General features: G+C 36.1%; 23 protein-coding genes. 3 read left to right on the forward strand and 20 right to left on the reverse strand.

The window, feature by feature from the left end:
* Positions 1–15: 15 nt before the first annotated feature.
* From nqrC to ACXACQ_RS00580, 18 genes are all read right to left on the reverse strand, one after another.
* Complete coding sequence (nqrC, locus tag ACXACQ_RS00495) at positions 16–774, reverse strand: NADH:ubiquinone reductase (Na(+)-transporting) subunit C (protein WP_474973954.1); 759 nt, start codon at positions 772–774, stop codon at positions 16–18.
* Entirely contained in the window at positions 761–1,963 is a 1,203-nt protein-coding gene (locus ACXACQ_RS00500) for an NADH:ubiquinone reductase (Na(+)-transporting) subunit B (protein ID WP_474973955.1), read from the reverse strand. The genes nqrC and ACXACQ_RS00500 overlap by 14 nt, the downstream gene beginning before the upstream one ends.
* Before the next feature lie 22 nt (positions 1,964–1,985).
* A complete protein-coding gene (locus ACXACQ_RS00505) occupies positions 1,986–3,350 on the reverse strand; it encodes a Na(+)-translocating NADH-quinone reductase subunit A (protein WP_474973956.1) in 1,365 nt (454 codons plus the stop codon).
* A 112-nt stretch (positions 3,351–3,462) separates the two neighbouring features.
* A complete protein-coding gene (gene cmk / locus ACXACQ_RS00510) occupies positions 3,463–4,164 on the reverse strand; it encodes a (d)CMP kinase (protein ID WP_474973957.1) in 702 nt (233 codons plus the stop codon).
* A 272-nt stretch (positions 4,165–4,436) separates the two neighbouring features.
* Entirely contained in the window at positions 4,437–5,459 is a 1,023-nt protein-coding gene (locus ACXACQ_RS00515) for a glutamine synthetase beta-grasp domain-containing protein (RefSeq protein ID WP_474973958.1), read from the reverse strand.
* A gap of 21 nt (positions 5,460–5,480) precedes the next feature.
* Positions 5,481–6,008: a hypothetical protein gene (locus ACXACQ_RS00520; RefSeq protein WP_474973959.1), complete on the reverse strand. Its 528-nt coding sequence runs from the start codon at positions 6,006–6,008 to the stop codon at positions 5,481–5,483.
* Position 6,009: 1 nt separating this feature from the next.
* Positions 6,010–7,179, reverse strand: coding sequence for an outer membrane beta-barrel protein (locus ACXACQ_RS00525; protein WP_474973960.1), 1,170 nt, complete (start codon positions 7,177–7,179; stop codon positions 6,010–6,012).
* A gap of 101 nt (positions 7,180–7,280) precedes the next feature.
* Positions 7,281–8,603, reverse strand: coding sequence for an ammonium transporter (locus ACXACQ_RS00530; RefSeq protein ID WP_474973961.1), 1,323 nt, complete (start codon positions 8,601–8,603; stop codon positions 7,281–7,283).
* Between the two features lie 429 nt (positions 8,604–9,032).
* Positions 9,033–9,863 (reverse strand): translation elongation factor Ts, encoded by an 831-nt coding sequence (gene tsf / locus ACXACQ_RS00535; RefSeq protein WP_474973962.1) that lies wholly within the window; start codon positions 9,861–9,863, stop codon positions 9,033–9,035.
* A 121-nt stretch (positions 9,864–9,984) separates the two neighbouring features.
* On the reverse strand, positions 9,985–10,755 hold the full coding sequence (rpsB, locus tag ACXACQ_RS00540) for a 30S ribosomal protein S2 (protein ID WP_474973963.1): 771 nt from the start codon (positions 10,753–10,755) through the stop codon (positions 9,985–9,987).
* A gap of 45 nt (positions 10,756–10,800) precedes the next feature.
* Entirely contained in the window at positions 10,801–11,187 is a 387-nt protein-coding gene (gene rpsI / locus ACXACQ_RS00545; RefSeq protein WP_474973964.1) for a 30S ribosomal protein S9, read from the reverse strand.
* A 2-nt stretch (positions 11,188–11,189) separates the two neighbouring features.
* Positions 11,190–11,633: a 50S ribosomal protein L13 gene (gene rplM / locus ACXACQ_RS00550; protein WP_474973965.1), complete on the reverse strand. Its 444-nt coding sequence runs from the start codon at positions 11,631–11,633 to the stop codon at positions 11,190–11,192.
* 124 nt (positions 11,634–11,757) lie between these two features.
* Positions 11,758–12,471: an RluA family pseudouridine synthase gene (locus ACXACQ_RS00555; RefSeq protein ID WP_474973966.1), complete on the reverse strand. Its 714-nt coding sequence runs from the start codon at positions 12,469–12,471 to the stop codon at positions 11,758–11,760.
* A gap of 48 nt (positions 12,472–12,519) precedes the next feature.
* The gene (locus ACXACQ_RS00560; protein WP_474973967.1) at positions 12,520–13,575 is read right to left on the reverse strand and encodes a sensor histidine kinase; all 1,056 of its coding nucleotides are present in this window, start codon (positions 13,573–13,575) and stop codon (positions 12,520–12,522) included.
* 3 nt (positions 13,576–13,578) lie between these two features.
* Positions 13,579–14,268, reverse strand: coding sequence for a response regulator transcription factor (locus ACXACQ_RS00565; protein ID WP_474973968.1), 690 nt, complete (start codon positions 14,266–14,268; stop codon positions 13,579–13,581).
* A gap of 103 nt (positions 14,269–14,371) precedes the next feature.
* Positions 14,372–15,181 (reverse strand): DUF3108 domain-containing protein, encoded by an 810-nt coding sequence (locus ACXACQ_RS00570; RefSeq protein WP_474973969.1) that lies wholly within the window; start codon positions 15,179–15,181, stop codon positions 14,372–14,374.
* Between the two features lie 21 nt (positions 15,182–15,202).
* Entirely contained in the window at positions 15,203–16,228 is a 1,026-nt protein-coding gene (locus ACXACQ_RS00575; RefSeq protein WP_474973970.1) for an aminopeptidase, read from the reverse strand.
* Between the two features lie 5 nt (positions 16,229–16,233).
* The gene (locus ACXACQ_RS00580; protein WP_474973971.1) at positions 16,234–17,361 is read right to left on the reverse strand and encodes a hypothetical protein; all 1,128 of its coding nucleotides are present in this window, start codon (positions 17,359–17,361) and stop codon (positions 16,234–16,236) included.
* A 143-nt stretch (positions 17,362–17,504) separates the two neighbouring features.
* Between ACXACQ_RS00580 and recA the strand changes: the two genes are divergently transcribed.
* On the forward strand, positions 17,505–18,533 hold the full coding sequence (gene recA / locus ACXACQ_RS00585; protein WP_474973972.1) for a recombinase RecA: 1,029 nt from the start codon (positions 17,505–17,507) through the stop codon (positions 18,531–18,533).
* Between the two features lie 126 nt (positions 18,534–18,659).
* On the opposite strand, the gene ACXACQ_RS00590 is transcribed toward recA, so the two are convergent.
* Positions 18,660–19,925, reverse strand: coding sequence for an ABC transporter permease (locus ACXACQ_RS00590; RefSeq protein ID WP_474973973.1), 1,266 nt, complete (start codon positions 19,923–19,925; stop codon positions 18,660–18,662).
* Between the two features lie 120 nt (positions 19,926–20,045).
* Here ACXACQ_RS00590 and queA point away from each other — a divergent pair, with 120 nt between their 5' ends.
* A complete protein-coding gene (gene queA, locus ACXACQ_RS00595) occupies positions 20,046–21,092 on the forward strand; it encodes a tRNA preQ1(34) S-adenosylmethionine ribosyltransferase-isomerase QueA (RefSeq protein ID WP_474973974.1) in 1,047 nt (348 codons plus the stop codon).
* Positions 21,093–21,152: 60 nt separating this feature from the next.
* Positions 21,153–21,848, forward strand: coding sequence for a 2-C-methyl-D-erythritol 4-phosphate cytidylyltransferase (locus ACXACQ_RS00600; RefSeq protein ID WP_474973975.1), 696 nt, complete (start codon positions 21,153–21,155; stop codon positions 21,846–21,848).
* 30 nt (positions 21,849–21,878) lie between these two features.
* Here the strand turns inward: ACXACQ_RS00600 and ACXACQ_RS00605 are convergent, their stop codons facing one another.
* Positions 21,879–22,100: a DUF2795 domain-containing protein gene (locus ACXACQ_RS00605; RefSeq protein WP_009578808.1), complete on the reverse strand. Its 222-nt coding sequence runs from the start codon at positions 22,098–22,100 to the stop codon at positions 21,879–21,881.
* Between the last annotated feature and the right edge of the window lie 214 nt (positions 22,101–22,314).

The raw sequence follows: 22,314 nt of genomic DNA on the forward strand, positions 1-22,314 counted from the left end.
GATTATGACCAGCCCTTAAAGGCTAGCCACCTCACCTGAATTAATTTTTTTGAAATATGCCTGATAGTAAGTTAAGTAGTTTTTCAACATTGCTGTAACTCCTCTACCTGTTAATGTAGCTCCAGACATACCATCTACTTGGTGATCGTTTACATTAGTATTTCCCTCACCTTTAAGCATAGTTACTGAAACTAACTGTCCACCATCATAGATAGTTTTTCCAATATATCTTTGTTGAATCTCAGGGGTAGCAATTCTTGCTCCTAACCCTGGAGTTTCACCTTTATGATCAAAAGATACACCGGCAACCGTTTTTAAATCTTGCTCAATAGCAACGAATCCCCAGATTTTATCCCAAAGACCAGCACCATATAGAGGTAAGATATAAGCATCTACACCTGTATTTGAAGCTTCTTTTTTATATTTAAAAACAGGATAAAGTCTGTTTTCTGGTTTCTTCTTATAATTTTTCAAGATATCTACCTCTTCGGCTTTTATAGCAGCTCCTTTTTCGTTTTTAGCTACTTCATTACCACTATAATCAACCACTAAAGAAGTAATTCTCTCATCGTAAATATCTAAGATCTCTTGAGGCTTCATAGCATCGAGCTTAGCTCTATCCATTACAGAAGATAAAATTTGAGTTTTAGTATCTAATTCAATAGATTTCTTCTGAGCTGGTGCTAAACCTTGAGAAGCCAATGACAGTAGTCCACCAACCACAACGGTCATTACTACTGTAAATATTAATATGTAAGCGTTAGACTGTCGCACGTTGTAACCTCCTTTTTTTGTTTGCAATTACTACATAATGATCTACTAGAGGAGCGAACACATTCATTAAAAGAATGGCTAACATGATACCCTCAGGATAAGCTGGGTTAAACACCCTGATAACAACGGTTAACATACCAATTAATAAACCGTAAATCCACTTTCCTGTTTCAGTCTGTGCTGCTGTAACGGGATCACTCGCCATAAATACAGCTCCAAATGCTAATCCACCTATTACCAAATGGTATTGAGGAGGCATAGCCATATATTCATTTACTGCTAATGCATTTAAGAATAAGCCCATACCGTAAGCTCCGGCAAATACACTTACTATAATTTTCCAGCTACCTACACCAGTAATGATAAGGATAACTGCACCTATTAAACACATTAAAGTTGATGTTTCGCCAATACAACCCGGCATAAATCCGAAGAACATATTAGAGAAATCGTATAATCCATCTGCCCATCCTTGCCCATAAGCATTAAGAGAAGCAACAAAGTTTTGTCCACTTTCTACAGTACCAGCGCCTAATGCTAAAGGAGTAGCACCTGTAAAACCATCAACAGCAGTACCATCGCCAAGGTACGTCCATACGTTACCTGAAATTTGGCTAGGGTAAGCAAAGTATAAGAAAGCACGTGCCGTTAAAGCCACGTTCAATACGTTCATTCCAGTACCTCCGAAAGCTTCTTTTGCAATGATTACAGCAAAAATAGTAGCCAAAGCCACTTGCCATAATGGAATGCTAGGAGGCATTACCAAAGGAATCAACATACCTGTAACAAGGAAACCCTCGTTTATAGGGTGCTGACGAATTACTGAAAATGTAAACTCTACACCAAGACCAACCCCATAAGAAACAATTAAGATAGGTAATACCTGAAGTAATCCTACCCATACCATTTCTCCGAAGCTAGCTTCGGGCTGACCAATGGCAATAAAATGCTGGTAACCAACATTGTAAATTCCAAATAATAAACATGGTACTAACGCGATGATAACAGTCATCATCATACGTTTCATATCTACTGCATCCCTAATTTGTACACCTTTACTTTTAGTAGTATGGTTAGGGGCAAATAGTAAAGTATCATGCGCTTCAAATATATAGTAAAACTTTTCCCACTTACCACCTTTTTCGAAGTGAGGTTTTACGTTATCCAGTGCATTTCGTAAAAATTTCATTCTATCGCTCTTAACTTTTCAATTAACTATATTGGATCAGGTTGAGACCTTCTCTGATGATTTCTTGTATATCATGCTTAGATACATCTATGAATTCGCATAAAGCTAAATCTTCTTCTACAATTTCATAGATACCTAATGCTTCCATTTCATCAAAGTCTTCAGCCAATATGGCTTTTAATAAATAAGTAGGAAGTATATCCATTGGAGTCACTTTTTCAAACACTCCTGTTTGAACAAATGCTCTTGGCTCTCCTTTAGCATTAGTATCGATTACGTACTCCTTCTTAGGATTAAGGAATGATAATAAACCGAATGCTCTTTGGAAACTCAATTTATTAGTAGTAGGTAATATCCAACCTAAAAATTCATAGTCATCTCCTTCAGGAAGTACAGTAAGTAAGTTATCGTAATAACCCAAGTAACCATCTGCAGAAATTTTCTCACCAGTAAGCGCATTACCTGCTACATAACGTACGTGATCATTCTTTAAGTTACCTTCTACAAACTTCTTAATATTAGCTCCGGTATATGTCTTATAATATTGAGGAGTTTTCACTTCAGAACCTGCAACAGCGATAATTCTTGAAGCATCATACTTACCTTCTAAGAAAAGTTTTCCGATTTGAATAACGCCATATGGGTTTAATGTCCATACTACGTCTCCTTTATTGATAGGATCCAAATGATGAATCTGAACTCCAACGTTACCAGCCGGGTGTGGTCCTGAGAATTTATTTACCTCAACATTTTTTGTTTGAGTAAATAAAGGAGAAACCTCAGCGTCAGCATTAATATTAACATGCACCGAACCTGGTGTAAGTTTCTTTAAAATATCAATACCAGCTTGGAATGCGGTTTCATTTCCTTTGAAAATAAAATCAAAGTCTGGAGCCAGCGGGTGAGTATCGAAAGCCGAGATAAAAATGGCTTTTGGAGTTTCTTCCGGGTTAGCAATAACGCCAAAAGGACGTTGTACAATGTTTGGCCATACACCACCTGAAAGCATCGCTTCCAGTATAGTTTCTTTAGAAAGACCATTGATATCAGAAATAGTATACTTATTGTAAGTTTCGTATTCTATTTCTTTGTCTGCCAGGATAACGATTTCAAGAAGTTTTCTTTTCTCGCCTCTAACAATTTTCACTACCTCTCCACTAACAGGGGAAACGTGAAGTACTTTATCATTTGTTTTGTCGAATAGTATTGGAGTTCCAGCTTTAACCGTTTCTCCTTCTTGTACTTTCAACTTAGGTCGTAAAATACCGTGAAAACTTGAGGGCTTGTACGCGAAAGTTTCAGATAAACCGCTTTCAGCGATCTTCTTTTCAGCTTTGCCCGCCAGGTTGATATCAAACCCCTTTTTTAGCTTGATGAATTTAGACATGCTATACTTTAAGATTCAAATCTTATCAATAAAATCGAGGCAAAATTAACAATTTTTCCTACAATTAAAATTTAATAGATCAATTTAAAAAAAATAAAAATAAGTACCTTATTTACATATAAACGGTTTCTTTGTTTTCTCCTAGAGCCTTTCCTAAGGCCAGGTGAACTATCATTTCTACCTGCTCTTCCAAGGTCAAAAATGTAGTGTCTACTAACACTGCATCTTCGGCTTTTCTCAAGGGGCTTTCGTCCCTTGTGCTATCAATATGATCCCTGGTTTGCAAGTTCTGAATTATCTCATCCAATTCCACCATCTTCTCTTTCTCAAACAATTCTTTCTGGCGCCTACCAGCACGCACATATATGTCGGCATGCATAAATATTTTCAACTCTGCATCAGGAAATACTACTGTACCAATGTCTCGCCCGTCCATCACTAAACCTTTCTTTTTTCCTAGTTTTCGCTGTTGCTCTACCATGGCCTGGCGCACCTCTGCAATGCTACTTACAGGGCTTACCTTCTCTGATATGTACATTTTCCTTATCTCTGACTCCACATTTAGTCCATTGAGAAAGGTTTCTGTTACATTGTCTTTATCGTTATGAAAAGTAATTTCTATTTGAGAAAGTGCTTTATCGATCTCTTTTTTATTGGTAAGACTAATATGATTTTGATGAAAGTAAAGGGTAACTGCTCTATACATGGCCCCTGTATCTACGTAAGTATAGCCCAATGCAGATGCCACTGCTTTTGCAGTACTACTTTTCCCACATGCTGAATAACCATCGATAGCTAGAACAATTTTCTTCATATTAGCAGTCTTTCAGTGGGCATGGTATAGGCTTACCTGGCTTTAGCTTTCCATGTCTTTTATGCGTGGAAGCGCACCCCGTGAGCATTAATACCCCTGAAATAATTAAAATTAATAATTTACGGTTTTTTACGTTCATATACGATTACAAATATAAGGCATAACATGTAGTATACGCATTACATATGCAGGTAAAATACTTATTAATAGATTATAACTATTATCTGTAAAAAAAGGTAAATAATAAAAAAGGGGCTCAAGGCCCCTTCTAATTATGCTGTAGCTAATTGCTCTGCTTTTTTCACTGTTTTAATGATTCTTGCGGCAATTTTATATGGATCTCCGTTAGAGGCTGGTCTTCTGTCTTCTAACCATCCTTTCCATCCATTCTCTACTGTAGCGATAGGAATTCTTATAGAAGCTCCTCTATCAGATACTCCGTAACTAAATTTATCAATAGATTGTGTTTCGTGAGCTCCAGTTAAACGCTGATCGTTATCTGCACCATAAACTGCAATATGCTCTGCCACTACTGGCCCAAATGTCTCACAAATTTGCTCATACACTTCTCTAGAACCTGCAGTTCTTAATATGCTATTAGAGAAGTTGGCATGCATACCTGATCCATTCCAGTCTCCTTTCAATGGCTTAGGGTGCCAGTTGATTGATAAACCATATTTCTCAGCAGTACGCTCCAATAAATATCTTGCAATCCAGATTTGATCTCCAGCTTGCTCAGCACCTTTAGCGAAAATTTGGAATTCCCACTGTCCTGTTGCTACCTCTGCGTTAATACCTTCTACATTTAATCCTGCTTCAAGACATAAATCTAAATGCTCTTCAACTATTTCTCTTCCATAAGCATTTTTAGCTCCTACTGAACAGTAGTAAGGGCCTTGTGGCGCAGGATATCCTCCTTCAGGGAAACCAAATGGAGCATTAGCCTCAGGATCCCACAAGAAATATTCTTGCTCAAACCCAAACCAGAAATCATTATCATCATCATCAATTAATGCTCTTCCGTTACTCACATGAGGAGTTCCATCCGGGTTTAACACTTCTGTCATTACTAAGTATCCGTTTCTACGATCCGGATCAGGGAAAACAGCCACAGGTTTTAGAAGACAATCTGAAGAATTTCCTTCCGCTTGTCCTGTAGAACTTCCATCAAAAGACCACATTGGGCAGCTCTCTAACTTACCATCGAAGTCAGAAACAATTTTGGTTTTACTTCTTAAACTTTGTGTTGGCTTATAACCATCTAGCCATACGTACTCTAACTTAGACTTTCCCATTGTTTTGTTTGTTATTAATAGTTACCATTCAATTTCATTTTCTGTAATCTTACTTTTCAGCTTAGTGTTTACAGCGTGCATATATGCTGCACTCTGGGTTTTAATAGCTCTCCACACTTTCACTTTATGCTGAAAATCTTTATAATCAATAGCTTTTCTTTTCCCCTTCTCCTCTTCATATCTCCCATACCTGTTTCGCTTCATTGGTGTAAAGTAAAATTCATGAGCTTCGCTTCTAAATTTTCCATCTTTGGCCCAATAATCCATTACAAAATCAACTTTACCCAAAGGATGACCTACCCTACCAATAGTATGGCTATTGATTTGCAATTCTGTATTTAGTTCAAACACCAAGTTTGCAATAGTCTTTACTGAACTGCTATCGTATATTTCATAAACCACTTCGTTTAAGCGGTCTGTTAATTCATTTTCATTTATTCCTTCGCAAGAAATAACCTCTTCTAATGTCAATATCTCTTTCATCTCTTGAGCTTGAACACTCCCTAAAAGAAATATTAACCCTACTATAGCAATAAATTTATTACTCATACTAGAAAGAATACACCGCTGCCAACACAAAAGAGGCTAGTGATTTATTTAGCTCATAATCATTATCGATATAGTAATCTTCAGAAGCTATATCCATTCTAACCTCTGGCATAATAGTTAGGTTACCTAAATATATATTTCCCGTTAAAGTAATATCTAAAACATCTCCATCCCCTTCATTATCATAAGGTATAGGAGAAGATAAATCGGGCTGTACAAAGGCATAATTATACATTTTAAAATACTCTACCCTAAGTCCTAATGCAGTTACATCAGAGAAGGATTGCTGCACATAAGCTGCAGCTCCATAAAACCCTGAACCATCACCATCTGCATCTTCTATCTCATCATCTACAACCAACTCCCCGACACCTGTAGTGTTATAAGTTCCATTTAGACCGAAATATAAATTATCAGTCAAGTCCCAACCTGCAGTCAAATCAACCTGAAAAGTTGCTCCCTGTGAAGCAACACCAGGAGCATAAACAGCATCGTCATCAAGTGTGCCATCTTGGTCTCCATATAACAGGTTTAAATACATATTCTTATATCCCAATTGTCCTCCTACTGTATAGGTATTTACAGGGTTATATTCTGTTAAATCTATCGGGTTCATTACTCCTACCATAGCTGTCAAATCATCTGACAACTGAAAATCTGCTTTTAATCCCGTATGAGAGAACGGGCCAAAAGAAAACATATACGAAGTAGAGTAATTGAAATTTCCTGTTGGAGATATTAACTCATAGCCCAAATAGGTATTAAAGTTACCAAATGACAGCGTCACCTTATCAGATGGTTTCCAATACACATATAATTGGTTTATTATTTGAGCAGTACCGTCATCGCCATGATAGTATGGAGAAGCAAAAACCGCGTCTCTTCCTCTAGGCCCGAATACTAAATCTGCAACAAATCCAGTTTTATTACCATCATAAGAAGTTATTAGGTTAATCATACCTAAAGAAAAACCTGAAAGATTAGCAAAAGCAGAAGTAGGTGCCTGACTAACACCGTTAAAAGTATTTTTGGCGTTCAAATTAGTTCTAAAGTACGTATCCACCGATCCTGAGATAACAAATGAAGACGAATCTTTAGGTATATTATCCTGTGCTTTTAACTGATCCAAGAAAAAACTAGTTATGAATAGTAATAAGTAACACTTTTTCATTTTACTTTGTGATTAGGTTAATTAATAGAGTTAGCTAGAGCCGTTATCCTGAAAGGGGGTGAGAGATCTTTCAGGGAAACGGCTTTTCTTTTTTTTAGATATTATTCATCATAAATAATGGTATATCCTCTTATACCATGTTCATGACTATCCATTCCTTGTTTTTCGTGTTCAGGAGAAACCCTTATTCCAATAGTATATTTCAACACTAAGAAAATAACTGCTGCTGAGATAAATGCAGTAGCTCCACAAGCCGCTACTCCGATTAACTGAGATGTAAAAGAATGATCGGCACTAAAAATACCTACCGCAAGCGTTCCCCACACACCACATACTAGGTGTACTGAAACAGCTCCTACCACATCATCAAGCTTTAATTTATCTAAACCTACAGCAGAGACCACCACTAAAATACCAGCGATAAAACCTACTACTATAGAATAACCGGTAGAAATAACATCCGCACCAGCAGTGATACCCACTAAACCAGCTAAGATTCCATTAAGTACCATCCCAAGATCTAATCTTTTAAAGAAGAATAATGCCGTGATCATACCTCCCAATCCACCAGCACAAGCCGCCAATGATGTAGTAACTAATACAAAAGATACTTTTCCTGGATCAGCAGACAATACTGAACCTCCGTTAAAACCAAACCAGCCTAACCATAATAAGAACACTCCTATTACTGCCAATGGCACACTAGAACCTGGCTTATCTATTACTTTACCATCAACATATTTACCAATGCGTGGTCCCAATATCATAATACCTGCTAAGGCACCCCATCCACCCACAGAGTGAACTAAAGTAGAACCTGCGAAATCATAGAAACCGAGTTGATCTAACCAACCTAAGCCCCATTTCCAGCTACCAACGATAGGGTATACAAGACCAACAAATATTAAAGTAAATATTAAGTAAGCAGATAATTTTATACGCTCAGCAACCGCACCCGATACAATGGTAGCAGCAGTAGCAGCAAACATGGCCTGAAACAAGAAATCGGTCCAATAAGTATATCCGCCAGAAGCATAATCAATAGTATTCCCAATTTCAGGTAATGCTAAGCCTACTCCCGCAAAACCAAAGATTCCTGCATCACCATCACCAAAGCCAGGATACATCAATCCAAAACCAAGCACATAGTAGGTTAATAAACCGATTATTGGAGTGAGGGTATTCTTAAAAAGAATATTTACAGTGTTTTTTGCCTGACCAAAGCCTGCCTCTACTCCGGCAAAACCTAGGTGCATAATAAACACTAATGCTGTGGATATCATCATCCAAACATTATTTGCGGTAAACACTCCCTGTGAGATAGCTTCTTGCTGCACAGCAAGTGCTTCATCTAGAATTACCCCACTACTGGCTGAAGCCAGATGAAAAGCAGATGATAATCCTACAAAATCGAACAGTTGCATAATAAACATAGTTAATTAAGGTTGACACAATATATTATTCTGAAAAAGAATAAATCCACGAAGAAATATAATATATCCACTTATTAAACCCTCTACCGGATTCAATTAAAGCCTATTTTTTCAAATCCACTTCAAAATTCTGACATATAAGGGATATTTCAACCTTAATTTTGATAAATTTTCTGTAAAATCAAACTAGATAGGTTCATTTTAACCCTCATTTACAGTATTATAAATTGCAAACGTTTTAATTTGAAATTATCATAATATGACGACCTATAAAGCATATTGCAACCATATAATTATCAAAGAGAAGGGCCAGTAGCGATTGCAAATACTCATAAACAACAAAGGCATCCGATCTGGATGCCATAAAAAAAGGCCATCATTTAAAAATGATGGCCTTCCAACGAATATTTTTTAAATAAATTATCCGATAGAAACTCTCTTAAACTCAGTTACAGTCAATCCTTTAGTTACTGTATCTAAGTATTTAGCCACAGTTAAAGAGCTGTCTTTAACAAATTGCTGATTTAATAAAGTATTGTCTTTGTAGAATCTCTCCAATTTACCTTGAGCGATTTTCTCAACGATAGCTTCAGGCTTACCTTCAGCTAAAGCTTGCTCTTTTCCAATTTCAAGTTCTTTTTCTACAGTAGAAGCGTCAACGCCATCTTTGTCTACAGCAACAGGGTTCATTGCAGCAATTTGCATTCCTACATCTTTACCTGCATCCTGAACATCAGTTCCATTAACACCTTTAAGAGATACTAATACCCCTAATTTATTTCCAGCGTGAATGTAAGGTACTACGGCCTCTCCGTCAACCACTACAAACTCACTGATTTCGATTTTTTCACCAATCTTACCTACTAACTCAGTGATTTTCTCTTCTACAGTAACATCTCCAAGTTTTTCAGCTTTTAAAGCATCAATACTAGCAGGTTGTTTCTCAAAAGCAACATCCAAAATGGCATTACCTAACCCTAAAAACTCTTCGTTTTTACCAACGAAGTCAGTTTCACAGTTAAGAGCGATAAGTATACCTTTAGTGTTGTCATCGTTAGTTTTAACGAAAACAGAACCTTCAGTAACTTCTCTGTCTGCTCTTGAAGCAGATACTTTTTGACCTTTTTTTCTTAATAAGTCAATAGCTTTATCAAAATCACCTTCAGCCTCAGTAAGTGCCTTCTTACAGTCCATCATTCCGGCACCTGTCATTTGTCTAAGCTTATTTACGTCTTTCGCTGTAATAGCCATAGTCTTGTTTTTATTAAATGCTTAAAATTTGATTTGTCTCTAATAAAAAATTGAACACCAGTACGAATCCGATGTTCAATTTCTTTTTTACTCTTTTGAATATATATTTATATATATAATATTATTTCTCTGAGCTCTCTTCTTTATCAGCTTGTTTCTTAGCCTCTTCTTCTTTCTTCAAGCTTGCCTCTTCCTTATCCTTCTTTCTCTCCATCAACCCTTCTTCAACAATTTTACCTATGTGCTGAGTAATAAGAGATATTGATTTGAAAGCATCATCGTTAGCTGGAACAGGGAAATCTACTCCAGAAGGATCAGAGTTAGTATCCACCATAGCAAAAACAGGGATATTTAACTTTTGAGCTTCTTTAACGGCAATGTGCTCTCTTTTAACATCTATTACAAATAAAGCTGCGGGTAATCTATTTAAGTCAGAAATACCACCTAAAACTCTTTCAAGTTTTTCTTTTTCTCTTGACACCATAAGACGCTCTCTCTTCGCTAGGTTAAGATAAGCTTCGTCTTTCATCAATTTATCAATTGAAGACATTTTCTTCAATGATTTTCTGATAGTAGCAAAGTTAGTTAACATACCACCTAACCAACGGTCAGTAACGAAAGGCATGTTTAATCTTTTAGCTTCAGCAGAAACTACATCTTGTGCTTGTTTCTTAGTAGCTACAAATAAAACTTTTCTACCTGATCTTACGATGTTCTTAAGTGCATAAGATGCTTTTTCGAGGCACTCAAGGGTTTTATTTAAATCAATAATGTGAATCCCATTCTTCTCCATGAAGATGTACTGAGCCATTTTAGGATCCCACTTTCTCGTCAAGTGTCCAAAGTGAACACCAGCATCTAGTAAGTCTTTATATTCTAATTTATTAGCCATTAAATTATGTATTTTCTCTTTTATGAAGCTTCCGCTATCAGCAAATTAACGCTTACTGAACTGGAATCTTCTTCTCGCTTTTCTACGTCCGTATTTCTTTCTCTCCACCATTCTTGGGTCTCTAGTTAAGAAACCTTCTTTTTTAAGAGGAGATTTAAATTCAGTGTCTATGTCTACTAATGCGCGAGATACTGCTAATCTGATTGCTTCAGCTTGTCCTGCAGGTCCACCACCATCAACATTTACCTTGATATCATATGAGTCAACTACCTCTACAGTGTTTAAAGGCTGACGTACGATAGTTCTTAGAATTTCAGAAGGAAAGTAAGCGTCTATGCTCTTGTTATTAACGGTGATTTCACCATTTCCTGCAGTAACGTAAATTCTTGCTACTGAAGTTTTTCTTCTCCCAATTGAACTTATTACTTCCATTATTAAAATTTAATTTCTTTAGGTTGTTGAGCTTGATGTGGATGTTCGCCACCCTCATAAACATACAAATTCTTGAACAAGGTTCTTCCTAGTCGGTTTTTAGGTAACATACCTCTAACAGCTCTTTCTACAAGTAGCCTAGAAGATTTTGCTTTTAGACCTGTAGGAGTGATAGACTTCTGTCCACCAGGGTAACCTGTATGAGTTACATACACCTTGTCGGTCCATTTCTTACCTGTTAACCTAACTTTATCAGCGTTGATAACAATCACGTTATCACCGCAATCAACATTAGGAGTAAAACTAGGTTTGTTTTTACCTCTTATAATTTTCGCAACTTCACTCACTAATCTACCCAAAACTAAGGATTCAGCATCTACGATGATCCAGTCTTTTTGTACGGTAGCCTTATTAGCCGAAACAGTCTTATAACTTAAAGTATCCACGCTTTAAAAGCTTTATTTTTTTGACAATAGATATTTCTCCCTTCAAAAAGGGACACAAAGATAGATTTATATATTTTGAAAAGCAACACAGGAATATAAATATTTAAAAATATGCCTATGTTTACTAGTCATTCTTCGCTAATTGTTTCACCAGAACGGCAAAATCTTTGGGGTATGGAGCGTCTATTTCCTTAGATTCTCCATCTAATAGGGCAAATTTAAGGCTTTTTGCGTGCAATGCCAATCTTTTTATCAAAGGCTGCTCTTCCGTTTCTTTTTTTAAGTTATAAAACTTCTTAAGCTCTGACAAAAACACAGGCAGACCTCCATATGTCTCATCTCCTACTATGGGAGCCCCTAATTGAGATAGGTGTATTCTAATTTGGTGCATGCGCCCAGTAAGAGGTTTACACTCTAGCAGTGTATGTTTCTTATACGCTTGTATAGTATTAAAAGAAGTAAAAGAATCTTTTCCCGTTCTAAAATCAATTCGCACAGTACCATTACCCTGCTTAGCTATAGGTCTATCTACTTCCTTATTATCGAAATCATGAATACCATCTGCTACTGCATGGTACACCTTATTGACCTTACGATCCTCAAACTGCATAGAGATATGACGGTAAGCCTCAGGGTTTTTAGCTATGGCTAGCGCTCCTGATGTTTCTTTATCTAAACGGTGTGCCACCTGAGCATCTGCCCAATATGACTTAGCGAGTGATAAAATATTTACTTTATCATTTCTATCTTCCAGTGTGGAGATAAAAGGAGGCTTATTAATTACTATAAAGTTATCATCCTCCCAAAGGATCAAATCTTGAAACTTTATTTTTGACATGGGTGCAAAGGTAGAATTTTATCCTTAATGCATTATTCATTAATGCACTTATTCATCAAAAAGCTCTTCATTGCTACCTAAAGGCAGCTTAAAGCTAAACTTCGAGCCTTTACCTAACTCTGTCTGCACCTCCACCTTAGATTGATGTCCATCTATAATGTGTTTTACTATTGCCAAACCAAGGCCCGTACCGCCTTTTTCTCTAGATCGGCTTTTATCCACTCTGTAGAATCTTTCAAAAATTCGTTTAACATCTTCCTGAGGGATACCATCACCACTGTCTTTAACACAAGTGGTTACATGGGTTTTATCCATCTTAAAGGACACAACCACTTTACCTTCTTCATTAGAATATTTAATGGCATTACTCACCAGGTTAGTAATCACCTGATTGATTCGCTTCCAATCAGCATATACGGGGGCGCTATCTGGTGAAGATTTAGAGATTTTGAGTTTAATTTCCTTTTTCTCCGCTTTATTTTCAAACTGATCAAATACTTCTTCAACCATTTGCCGAAGGTCAAAATGTTCAAAGTGCATTTTGATTTCCCCTGTCTCAATTTGTGATAAGGTTAAGAGATCATGCACTAGCATATCGAGTCCGTCAAGACTTTTAGCTGCTTTTTTAAGAAACTTGATCCTTACGTTTTTATCTTTTACTGCACCATCTAATAGGGTATGGACAAACCCTTGAGCAGCAAATATTGGGGTCTTCAATTCGTGACTAACATCAGCGATAAACTCCTTCCTAAAAGCCTCCAATTTTTTCAACTCATCAATTTCCTTTTGCTTTAAGGCTGCATATGAAAAGATCTCTTCGTTGATTTTTGTTAAAGGATTGAGCAAACTGGATTTATTTTGCTCTATGGAAGAAAGTTCTTTCTTTCTTAATTTATCAAATAGGCTATAGATTTTATTAATTTCTCTGAATATGAGAAATTCCAGAATAATAAACCCTAACAAGTAGGATGATGAAAAACTAATTAAGAAAGTAACTACTAGAGCGTTAGAAGTTACCTCTTTAAACAAAGACAAAAAAGCAGTAGTTACCACAGCAATACAAAATGCTAGTAACACTGCTAATACTCTTGAGCTAAACTTCATACATTAATTAAGGCTAAACTTATAGCCCACGCCTTTCACGGTTTTAATATAATCGTCTCCTATTTTCTCTCTAACCTTTCTAATGTGTACATCTACTGTTCTTGCTAGTACATATACATCTGAACCCCAAATATTTTGAAGCAATTCATCTCTACCAAAGACTTTATTTGGGTTTTGAGCCAGAAAATATAGCAATTCAAATTCTTTTTTAGGAAGGGTAATCTCACCATCACCAATTTGTATGGTATAGCTAGACCTATCAATAACTAAATCGCCAATTGTTATCTGATTAGTAACAGTTTTTTTCTTAGAATCTCTTCTAAATAAAGCACTGATTCTACTCATTAAAGCTCTTGGCTTAATAGGTTTAGTTATATAATCATCAGCACCCACATCAAAGGCAGCCACTTCTGAATATTCTTCAGCACGAGCTGTAAGAAAAATGATAAATGAACCTGCTAACTCAGGGATTTCTCTCATCTGCCTACAGGTTTCTACGCCATCTTGTTTAGGCATCATTATATCAAGCAAGATAAGGTCTGGCTTAAATTTCTTTGCCACTTCAACCCCCTTCACGCCATCTAAAGCTGTTTTAACTTCATAGCCCTGCTTTTCAAGGTTGTATTTTAAGAGCTCCAAAATAGCCTCTTCGTCATCTACAACAAGCACTTTATATTCCTGCTTGTTTCCCATATTTCACTTTGTTTTAATGTAAGTTAAATAACCGATTTACAATTGAAATTTAAAACTATAGAGAAAAAGCCTTAAGAAAAAGCATGTAATAATAACTTAACAATTACTTAACCGAGGCTCCCCTATCGTAGCTAACAATATCTATCTCCACAGCACCTACAAACATTTCTGCTTTTATTTTAAGAGGCACTTTCTTTTCATCATCAGACAACCAAACCTTTATTGAATCTTCCCCATCAAACAAACTGTTTTCTGGCATTATGGGCGCCAGTATTATGGCCATTTCTTTACCCAACTTAGTTTTTATTTCTTCCTTGCCTAAATATCTTATCTTAAAGTCATAGAGCTCTTCATCAAAAAAGGCATCAATAGAAAACACATCCCCTTTACTAAACTTATCAAAATCTAATACTCGCAGGTAGTAGTAGCCACTAACCATGTCCTGTACATTTACGGGAACATTAAAAACTTTAGGGCTTCTCCATTTTTGTTTCTTCTTGTCGAAAGTGCGCTGTTTAGCTTTTCCTTTTGATTGATCAAAATCTACAATTTCACTTTTTCGGTATTTACCTTCTTCAATCTCTCTATAGAATTTTTGAGTAACAATAGCAGACTTATCTAAATAAGTACCCCAGTTGTCTCTAATTCTTAAAAAGAGATCAAACATGCCTATAGATTTTCCATATACATCTACCTTATAACATTCTCTATCATTGATTATGTAGTCATCTTTAGACACTACCATTTCTCCTTCTGCCGCATACACGAAACCATAATGTACTTTATACACAATTTTTTCTCCGGGATAAAAGCAGTTTTGCTTCACCTGACGGTATTGTTGCGACCAAGCCGTGTTAATACAAAAGAGTACAAACAGACAAAAGAGTTTAAAACAGTTAATCAATGGTTTCATTTAATTTTGCTTTCTCTTTTATCAAAGAAATGGATGTTTTTGTTTTAAGAATGTTATAAAATTCACTAGATCTTTATCGAATTGGTCTTCATACAATTCTTGTAATTTACCTTGTTTTGATCTATATCGCAAAAAAGACATAAAATATGTATTATTTGGATGATAGTCTTTTAATCGATCAGCATATCCTGGGGTATAAAAATCAATCGTATCTAGGTTATCAATGATTTTACTAATCAATAAGTGTTTCTCATCTTCTTTTTGCTGTATAGGGGTGTGCTCATCAAACGATCCATATAAAACCGCCAGGCTATCAGCTGCTCTTAATATATGCTCATTAAATACAGCTTCATCATATACTTCGTGTACATAATCCATGTACTGCACTGAGCTATCACCGTATGTTTCTTTCAAAAAGAGGTATGTGCCTTGATCTGCGATAAATGATGCTAAATTTTCATTGAAATCAACGCTATCTTTTACAAAGATGGTACTATGAACAAGTTCATGGATAATTAAATTGGCCAACTCACCTGTACTTCTATGCAGCATATTACTTAATATAGGATCTTTAAACCATCCCAATGTTGACCAGCCTCCAACTGTTCGTATACCTGCATCATAGCCTTCAGCAGTAAGTTCTGCCATAGTTTCGTCAGCTTTTTCTTTTACGAAAAAACCCTTATAAGGCACCTTGCCTACCACAGGAAAATGCCATTCTTTGGCCTTTAACTCATATGGCTCGCAACCTGTAACTACCCATAGTAACGGTTTACCTTGCTGATCATACATGGTAGTATAGTTGTCAGTATCATTCAACCCCAGCTGATCAATAGCAAATATTCTTACCTCCTGAATGTAAAGTAGTTTTTGCTTAACGCTATCAGGCACTTCTGGGTCTTTCAGGTAATCTCCCACTGGTTTAGCATTCCATAAAATATGAAGCTGTCCCTTGCCCTGCATTATGCCATATGACACCAATTGATAGTTCCATAATAAGAGCACTAATACAATTACACCTATTGTAAGAAATATCTTTTTAATCATAAGGCCTATTTTTTACGCAATAAGAAGAAATTTGGAGTGTAATTTATATAAAAGCTATGAGAATACTCTACTGAACCATTTTCCAAATGAATTACAGGTTGAAGTCGGGTAGAAAACGTAATATCTGGAGCCACTTCTATGTTATACATAAAACGAAGTACTACCATATCACGAACTTCCTCCGCATAATCAGGATGTTTATAATTAGTAGATACAGAAGGGTAAATCTGTCCCCCCATAATAGATTCAAACTCATGTGCATGCCAGTAGCTGGCCATAAAGTCTAAATTTATTTTAGTTTTTAATGTTGCATTAAGATACAAGCCACTTCCATCATCAAAAACAGAAGCGTTGGCTTCAGAAGATATTTGATCATATACTACATAATTTTTAGTATTAATCTGTTTCACAAAAGCCCCATCAGGAAAATCATAAGACAATTCCGCACCCACAGCGGTATTTACTATGGTAGTTAAAGGTAGCGGGTTATCATCTATTTGCCCTCCTTCATGTTTAACTAAAGCCTGAAGGGGTATTGACAACTTCCACTTATCATTTTGAAGCAAATGATAATTAAAATTAACACCTCCAACTATTTGTTCTTGATCAGGATCTCCTTCATATATCATATTAACCCAATGAACCCATGCATCTAAGTCAAACTTTCTTCTATTAAAAACAGCTTGAACACCATTTTCTAATGGATCGACCAACCCTAAATCAAAATCATAAATTGGCTCCACTAGCTTATGAGAAAGCCCACCTTCTAGGTTACCGAATAGTAAGGCAAAATTATTTTTCTCATACTTCAAAGTGAAAGTAGGAACAACATCTTGATATCCTGAATTACCAAAATCTTTACGTAAATAGATACCGGCATCTAACCTAAAGTTTTTACCCGCCTGATAAGACAAGTAAGGATTCACCTGATAACCAAAAAGTGTATAACCATCTGCGATATCTTCAAAATATTCGTTATTTTTAAAATAACCTAAGGTATTAATATGAAGCGACAAGCTGTTAGAATCTGCTTCATTTATATGCCTAGTATGCTCAAACATTGAATTATTTAATTGAGCATTAACCTGAACAAATGATATGAAAAAAAGTGTTAAAGAAAGGTAATATTTCATGCTTGAAAATTTGAGTGCAATATAACCAACCACCATTAAAGCATGGTGGTGATACACCATTTTTTAGAAGTTTAATGTAAGTTTTTATCCATAGAACTTGTTAACTTCACCACTTTGAAAATTAAACTATTATAATAGACGTAATGGCTGAAAAGGACGAAAAATTAAAGGCACTACAACTTACAATTGATAAACTTGAGAAAACCTTTGGGAAGGGCACTGTAATGAAACTCAGTGATGAGCGAGTGATAGATATACCAGCCATTTCAACAGGATCATTAAGTTTAGATATTGCCTTAGGAGTTGGAGGAATACCACGCGGTAGGATAATTGAAATCTACGGACCAGAGTCATCTGGTAAAACTACCCTATCAATGCATTGTATTGCAGAAGCTCAAAGAAATGGTGGCTTAGCTGCCTTTATTGATGCTGAACATGCTTTTGATAAGGTATATGCTGAAAAATTAGGCATCGATACAGAAAATTTACTTATATCTCAACCAGACAATGGTGAGCAGGCATTAGAAATTGCCGAGCACCTTATCAGGTCTGGAGCTATTGACATTATAGTTATTGACTCAGTAGCCGCTTTGGTTCCTAAAGGTGAACTAGAAGGTGAAATGGGAGACAGCAAAATGGGTCTTCAGGCAAGGTTAATGTCACAAGCATTAAGGAAGTTAACAGGTACCATTAACAAAACTGGTTGTTCTTGTATTTTCATTAACCAGTTGAGAGAAAAAATCGGTGTTATGTTTGGTAACCCCGAAACTACCACAGGTGGTAACGCACTTAAATTCTACGCTTCTGTAAGATTAGACATCAGAAGAATTGGTCAAATTAAGGAAAGTGCCAACGAAATTACAGGTAACAGAACAAGAGTGAAGGTGGTAAAAAATAAAGTAGCGCCTCCATTTAAAGTTGTGGAATTCGACATTATGTACGGAAAGGGTATTTCGAAAGTAGGTGAAGTTATTGACTTAGGGGTAGAACTAGAAGTAGTTAAAAAAGCCGGGTCTTGGTTCTCTTACGAAGGCAATAAACTAGGCCAAGGTAGAGATGCCGTAAAAACTTTACTGGAAGACAATCCGGAGTTGATGGAAGAAATCGAAAATAAAATTAAAGCCAAAATCACTGGTGAAGATTTAGAAAAGCCAATTCCTGCTCAAGATTAATATTAAATAGACATAAAAAAAAGGCTGAATTTCAGCCTTTTTTTATGTCTATATGTTGTTTCGTCCTGAAATAACGCTACACAGCAAGTAACTATCGTTCAGCACCAGAATCTATTGAGGCCTTCATCAATTCGTTCTGATCGCAATAACAGGATCTAGCTTAGCTGCCAAAGCTGCTGGTATTATACCTGAAATAGTACCTATACAAGCGGACACTCCCAAGCCTAACACTATATTTTTAAATGACAATGTGACCACCATATCGCCCATAGGTATAAACGTAATCAGCATAACCAGAAACAGACCAGCCAAACCACCGATAACACTTAAAAATATAGACTCGAACAAGAATTGAAATAATATGAAATAATTTTTAGCTCCTAAAGATTTTTGAATACCAATGATGTTTGTCCTTTCTTTTACTGAAACAAACATAATATTGGCAATACCAAACCCCCCGACCAAAATAGAAAAGCCCCCGATAATCCAACCTGCTACACCAACCACATCAAACATACCCCCAATCATAGAGGCAATTGCCTCAGGCCTATTAATAGCAAAATTGTTTTCTTGCCGAGGCTTTAATCCCCTTCTAGAGCGCAACAGCCCAGTCACTTCATTTTCAAGCTCTACCAGACCTATATCAGTTTCCTTTCCTTTAATTCCAATTCTAGAAGTTACCTCCTCCCAAGAACCTGTACCTGTTTGGTAAAGTTTTCTAAAGGCATTATAAGGGATAATGGCATTATCATCATTACTTGGCGTATCTAAAAAGCTCTCTCCTTCGCGCTCCATAATACCTATCACCTTATATTTCAGGTTTTTTATTTTCACCTCTTTCCCTATAGGGTTTTCTCCATTAGGAAATAGTGAAGTCACAAGGTTATGCCCTAAAAGGACCACATTCCTTCCCGACTCTATCTCTAACGGACTAAAATACCTTCCTCCTTCTATATTGATCTCAAAAATATCGCTGTAGCCATAAGTTCCCCCTCGCAATGCTACTTCACTAATACTATTGTTTCCCCTTTTAATGGTAGAGTTACCTTTAACAGCAAAAACAGCCATACCTGCTTCATTTTTAAGGTTCTCCTGCAAAAACTTAAACTCACCATAACTAGCATTTGGTCTTTTCCAAAAATCCCACCATCGATATTCACCATCCGCATCAGGGAGAAAAGGCCATTTCTCCACATAAATCACTCCTGCTCCCAGGAATGAAAAACTATTTTTAATATTATTTTCCAAAGAATCTACCAAAGTAAAAACCGAAATAATAGTAAAAATACCCACTGTAACCCCCAAGAGAGAAAGTACAGTCCTTAACAAGTTCATCTTCAAGGCATTCCATGCGAACTTGAAGCTTTCTAGGATTAAACGGATTGCTAACACAGTATTTTTTTAATCTATTTATAAAACTATTTGTTAGTAAGATGATTTATAAAATAAATCTTTACATTTGCATGCTTATTCTTAAAACTAACCCTTTTATTTAATACCGTAATATTAAATATGAAATTATCAGAATTCAAGTTTGATCTACCAACCGGACATGTAGCCTTATATCCGGCTGAAAATCGGGATGAGTCCCGCCTAATGGTTATCCACCGTAAAACTGGAGAAATAGAACACAAAACTTTCAAAGATGTAGTTAATTACTTTGATGAAGGCGATGTTCTAGTGAACAACGATACGATGGTTTTCCCAGCTCGTTTGTATGGCAACAAAGAAAAAACCGGTGCTAAAATTGAAGTTTTCTTATTAAGAGAACTTAATCAAGAAATGCACCTTTGGGATGTTCTGGTTGATCCCGCGCGTAAAATAAGGGTAGGAAACAAATTATATTTCGGAGAAGGAGACTTAGTAGCTGAAGTTATTGACAACACTACTTCCAGAGGCCGAACCATTCGATTCTTATATGATGGAACAGATGAGGAGTTTTATAAAACTATAGATAGTTTAGGAGAAACACCTCTTCCAAAATATATTAAAAGAGATTTAGTTCCTGAAGACAAAGAACGTTTTCAAACCATATACGCAAAACACAAAGGAGCCGTAGCTGCTCCTACTGCCGGACTACACTTCACCCCTCAGTTATTAAAAAGACTAGAGATTAAAGGTGTAGACATGGCCAGCATTACATTACACATTGGACTAGGCACTTTCAGACCTGTAGACGTAGAGGATCTTACTAAACATAAGATGGACTCAGAAAACTTTCAGGTAGAAGACGAAATTGTAGGCATTGTTAATAATGCTCTAGACAGCAAAAAAAGAGTATGTGCCGTAGGTACTACATCAATGCGTGCGCTAGAATCTTCAGTTTCTGCTAATGGAAGACTTAAGCCAAAAGAAGGATGGACTGACAAGTTCATATTTCCTCCTTATGATTTCAAAATTTGTAATGCCATGATTACTAACTTTCATATGCCAGAGTCAACACTCTTAATGATGGCATGTGCTTTTGGTGGTTATGAATTGGTTATGGAGGCATACCAAATAGCTTTAAAAGAAAAATATCGTTTCCTTACTTATGGAGATGCGATGTTAATTATTTAAAGAGAAATTGAAAAAAATTATTATAACCGGGTGGTGAAAGCTTCCCGGTTTTATTATTATATGGCACTCTCAAAATACGCTATAATAGTAGCTGGCGGTAAAGGATCACGAATGCAGAGCTCTTTACCTAAGCAATTTTTACCTCTCAACGGGAAACCTATCTTAGTACATACGATAGAACAATTCCATCTTTGCAATAAAGAAATAAATATTATTGTGGTATTACCCAAAGCAGATGTTGCCACTTGGGAAGAGATACAGAAAAACTACCTAAAAGGCATTTCTGTTAAAACCATTATTGGGGGAGAAACACGGTTTCATTCTGTAAAAAATGGGTTGGAATCAATCACAAAAGAAGAAGAAAGCCTCATTGCGATACATGATGGCGTACGACCGTTGGTGTCCAGCAATATTATTAATACATCGTATCAACTGGCATCCACAAATGGTAGCGCAATAGCTTCAGTTTCTTTAAAAGATTCCATTCGTTCCATCACACCAACATCAACCAAAGCCGAAGACAGAAGCAAATTCAAACTAATACAAACCCCACAAACCTTTAAAATGAGTGTCATTAAAAAGGCTTATGATATTGATTATACAGACTTACTTACTGACGATGCCAGTGTAGCAGAACTTAACGGCCACAAAATAACACTCTTCGATGGAAGCTATGATAATATTAAAATAACAACCCCGGAAGATTTACTTGTGGCAACCGCAATATTAAATAATAAAACAAAGGCTGAACTATAATAATAGCCAGCCCATATATGTCTTTATTATTTAATATTCATCTTCATTAAAGAAGAAATCTTCTTTTGTTGGGTAATCAGGCCATATTTCCTCAATATTCTCATAAGGCTGACCGTCATCCTCTAATTCCTGCAAATTTTCAACTACCTCTAAAGGTGCTCCTGTCCTTATTGAGTAATCAATGAGCTCATCCTTGGTAGCAGGCCAAGGTGCATCTTCTAAATACGATGCTAATTCTAATGTCCAATACATAGATAAATCCTCCTATGATTTATACTTATACAATTTCGTGCAAAAATAAAATTTTGAGAATCAAATCAAATAATTAACATGATTATTTGCACTGTTGCATTTTGCAACTAACTTTAATTATATTTATCGCTTGAAACGTAACCATCCCTTCAAAAGTTTACACCTTCTTAATTTTATTTCATTTTTTTTGATTAGCCTGAGTGATTCTTCATCA

The sequence above is a fragment of the Fulvivirga sp. AWR4_260 genome, assembly GCF_056158185.1.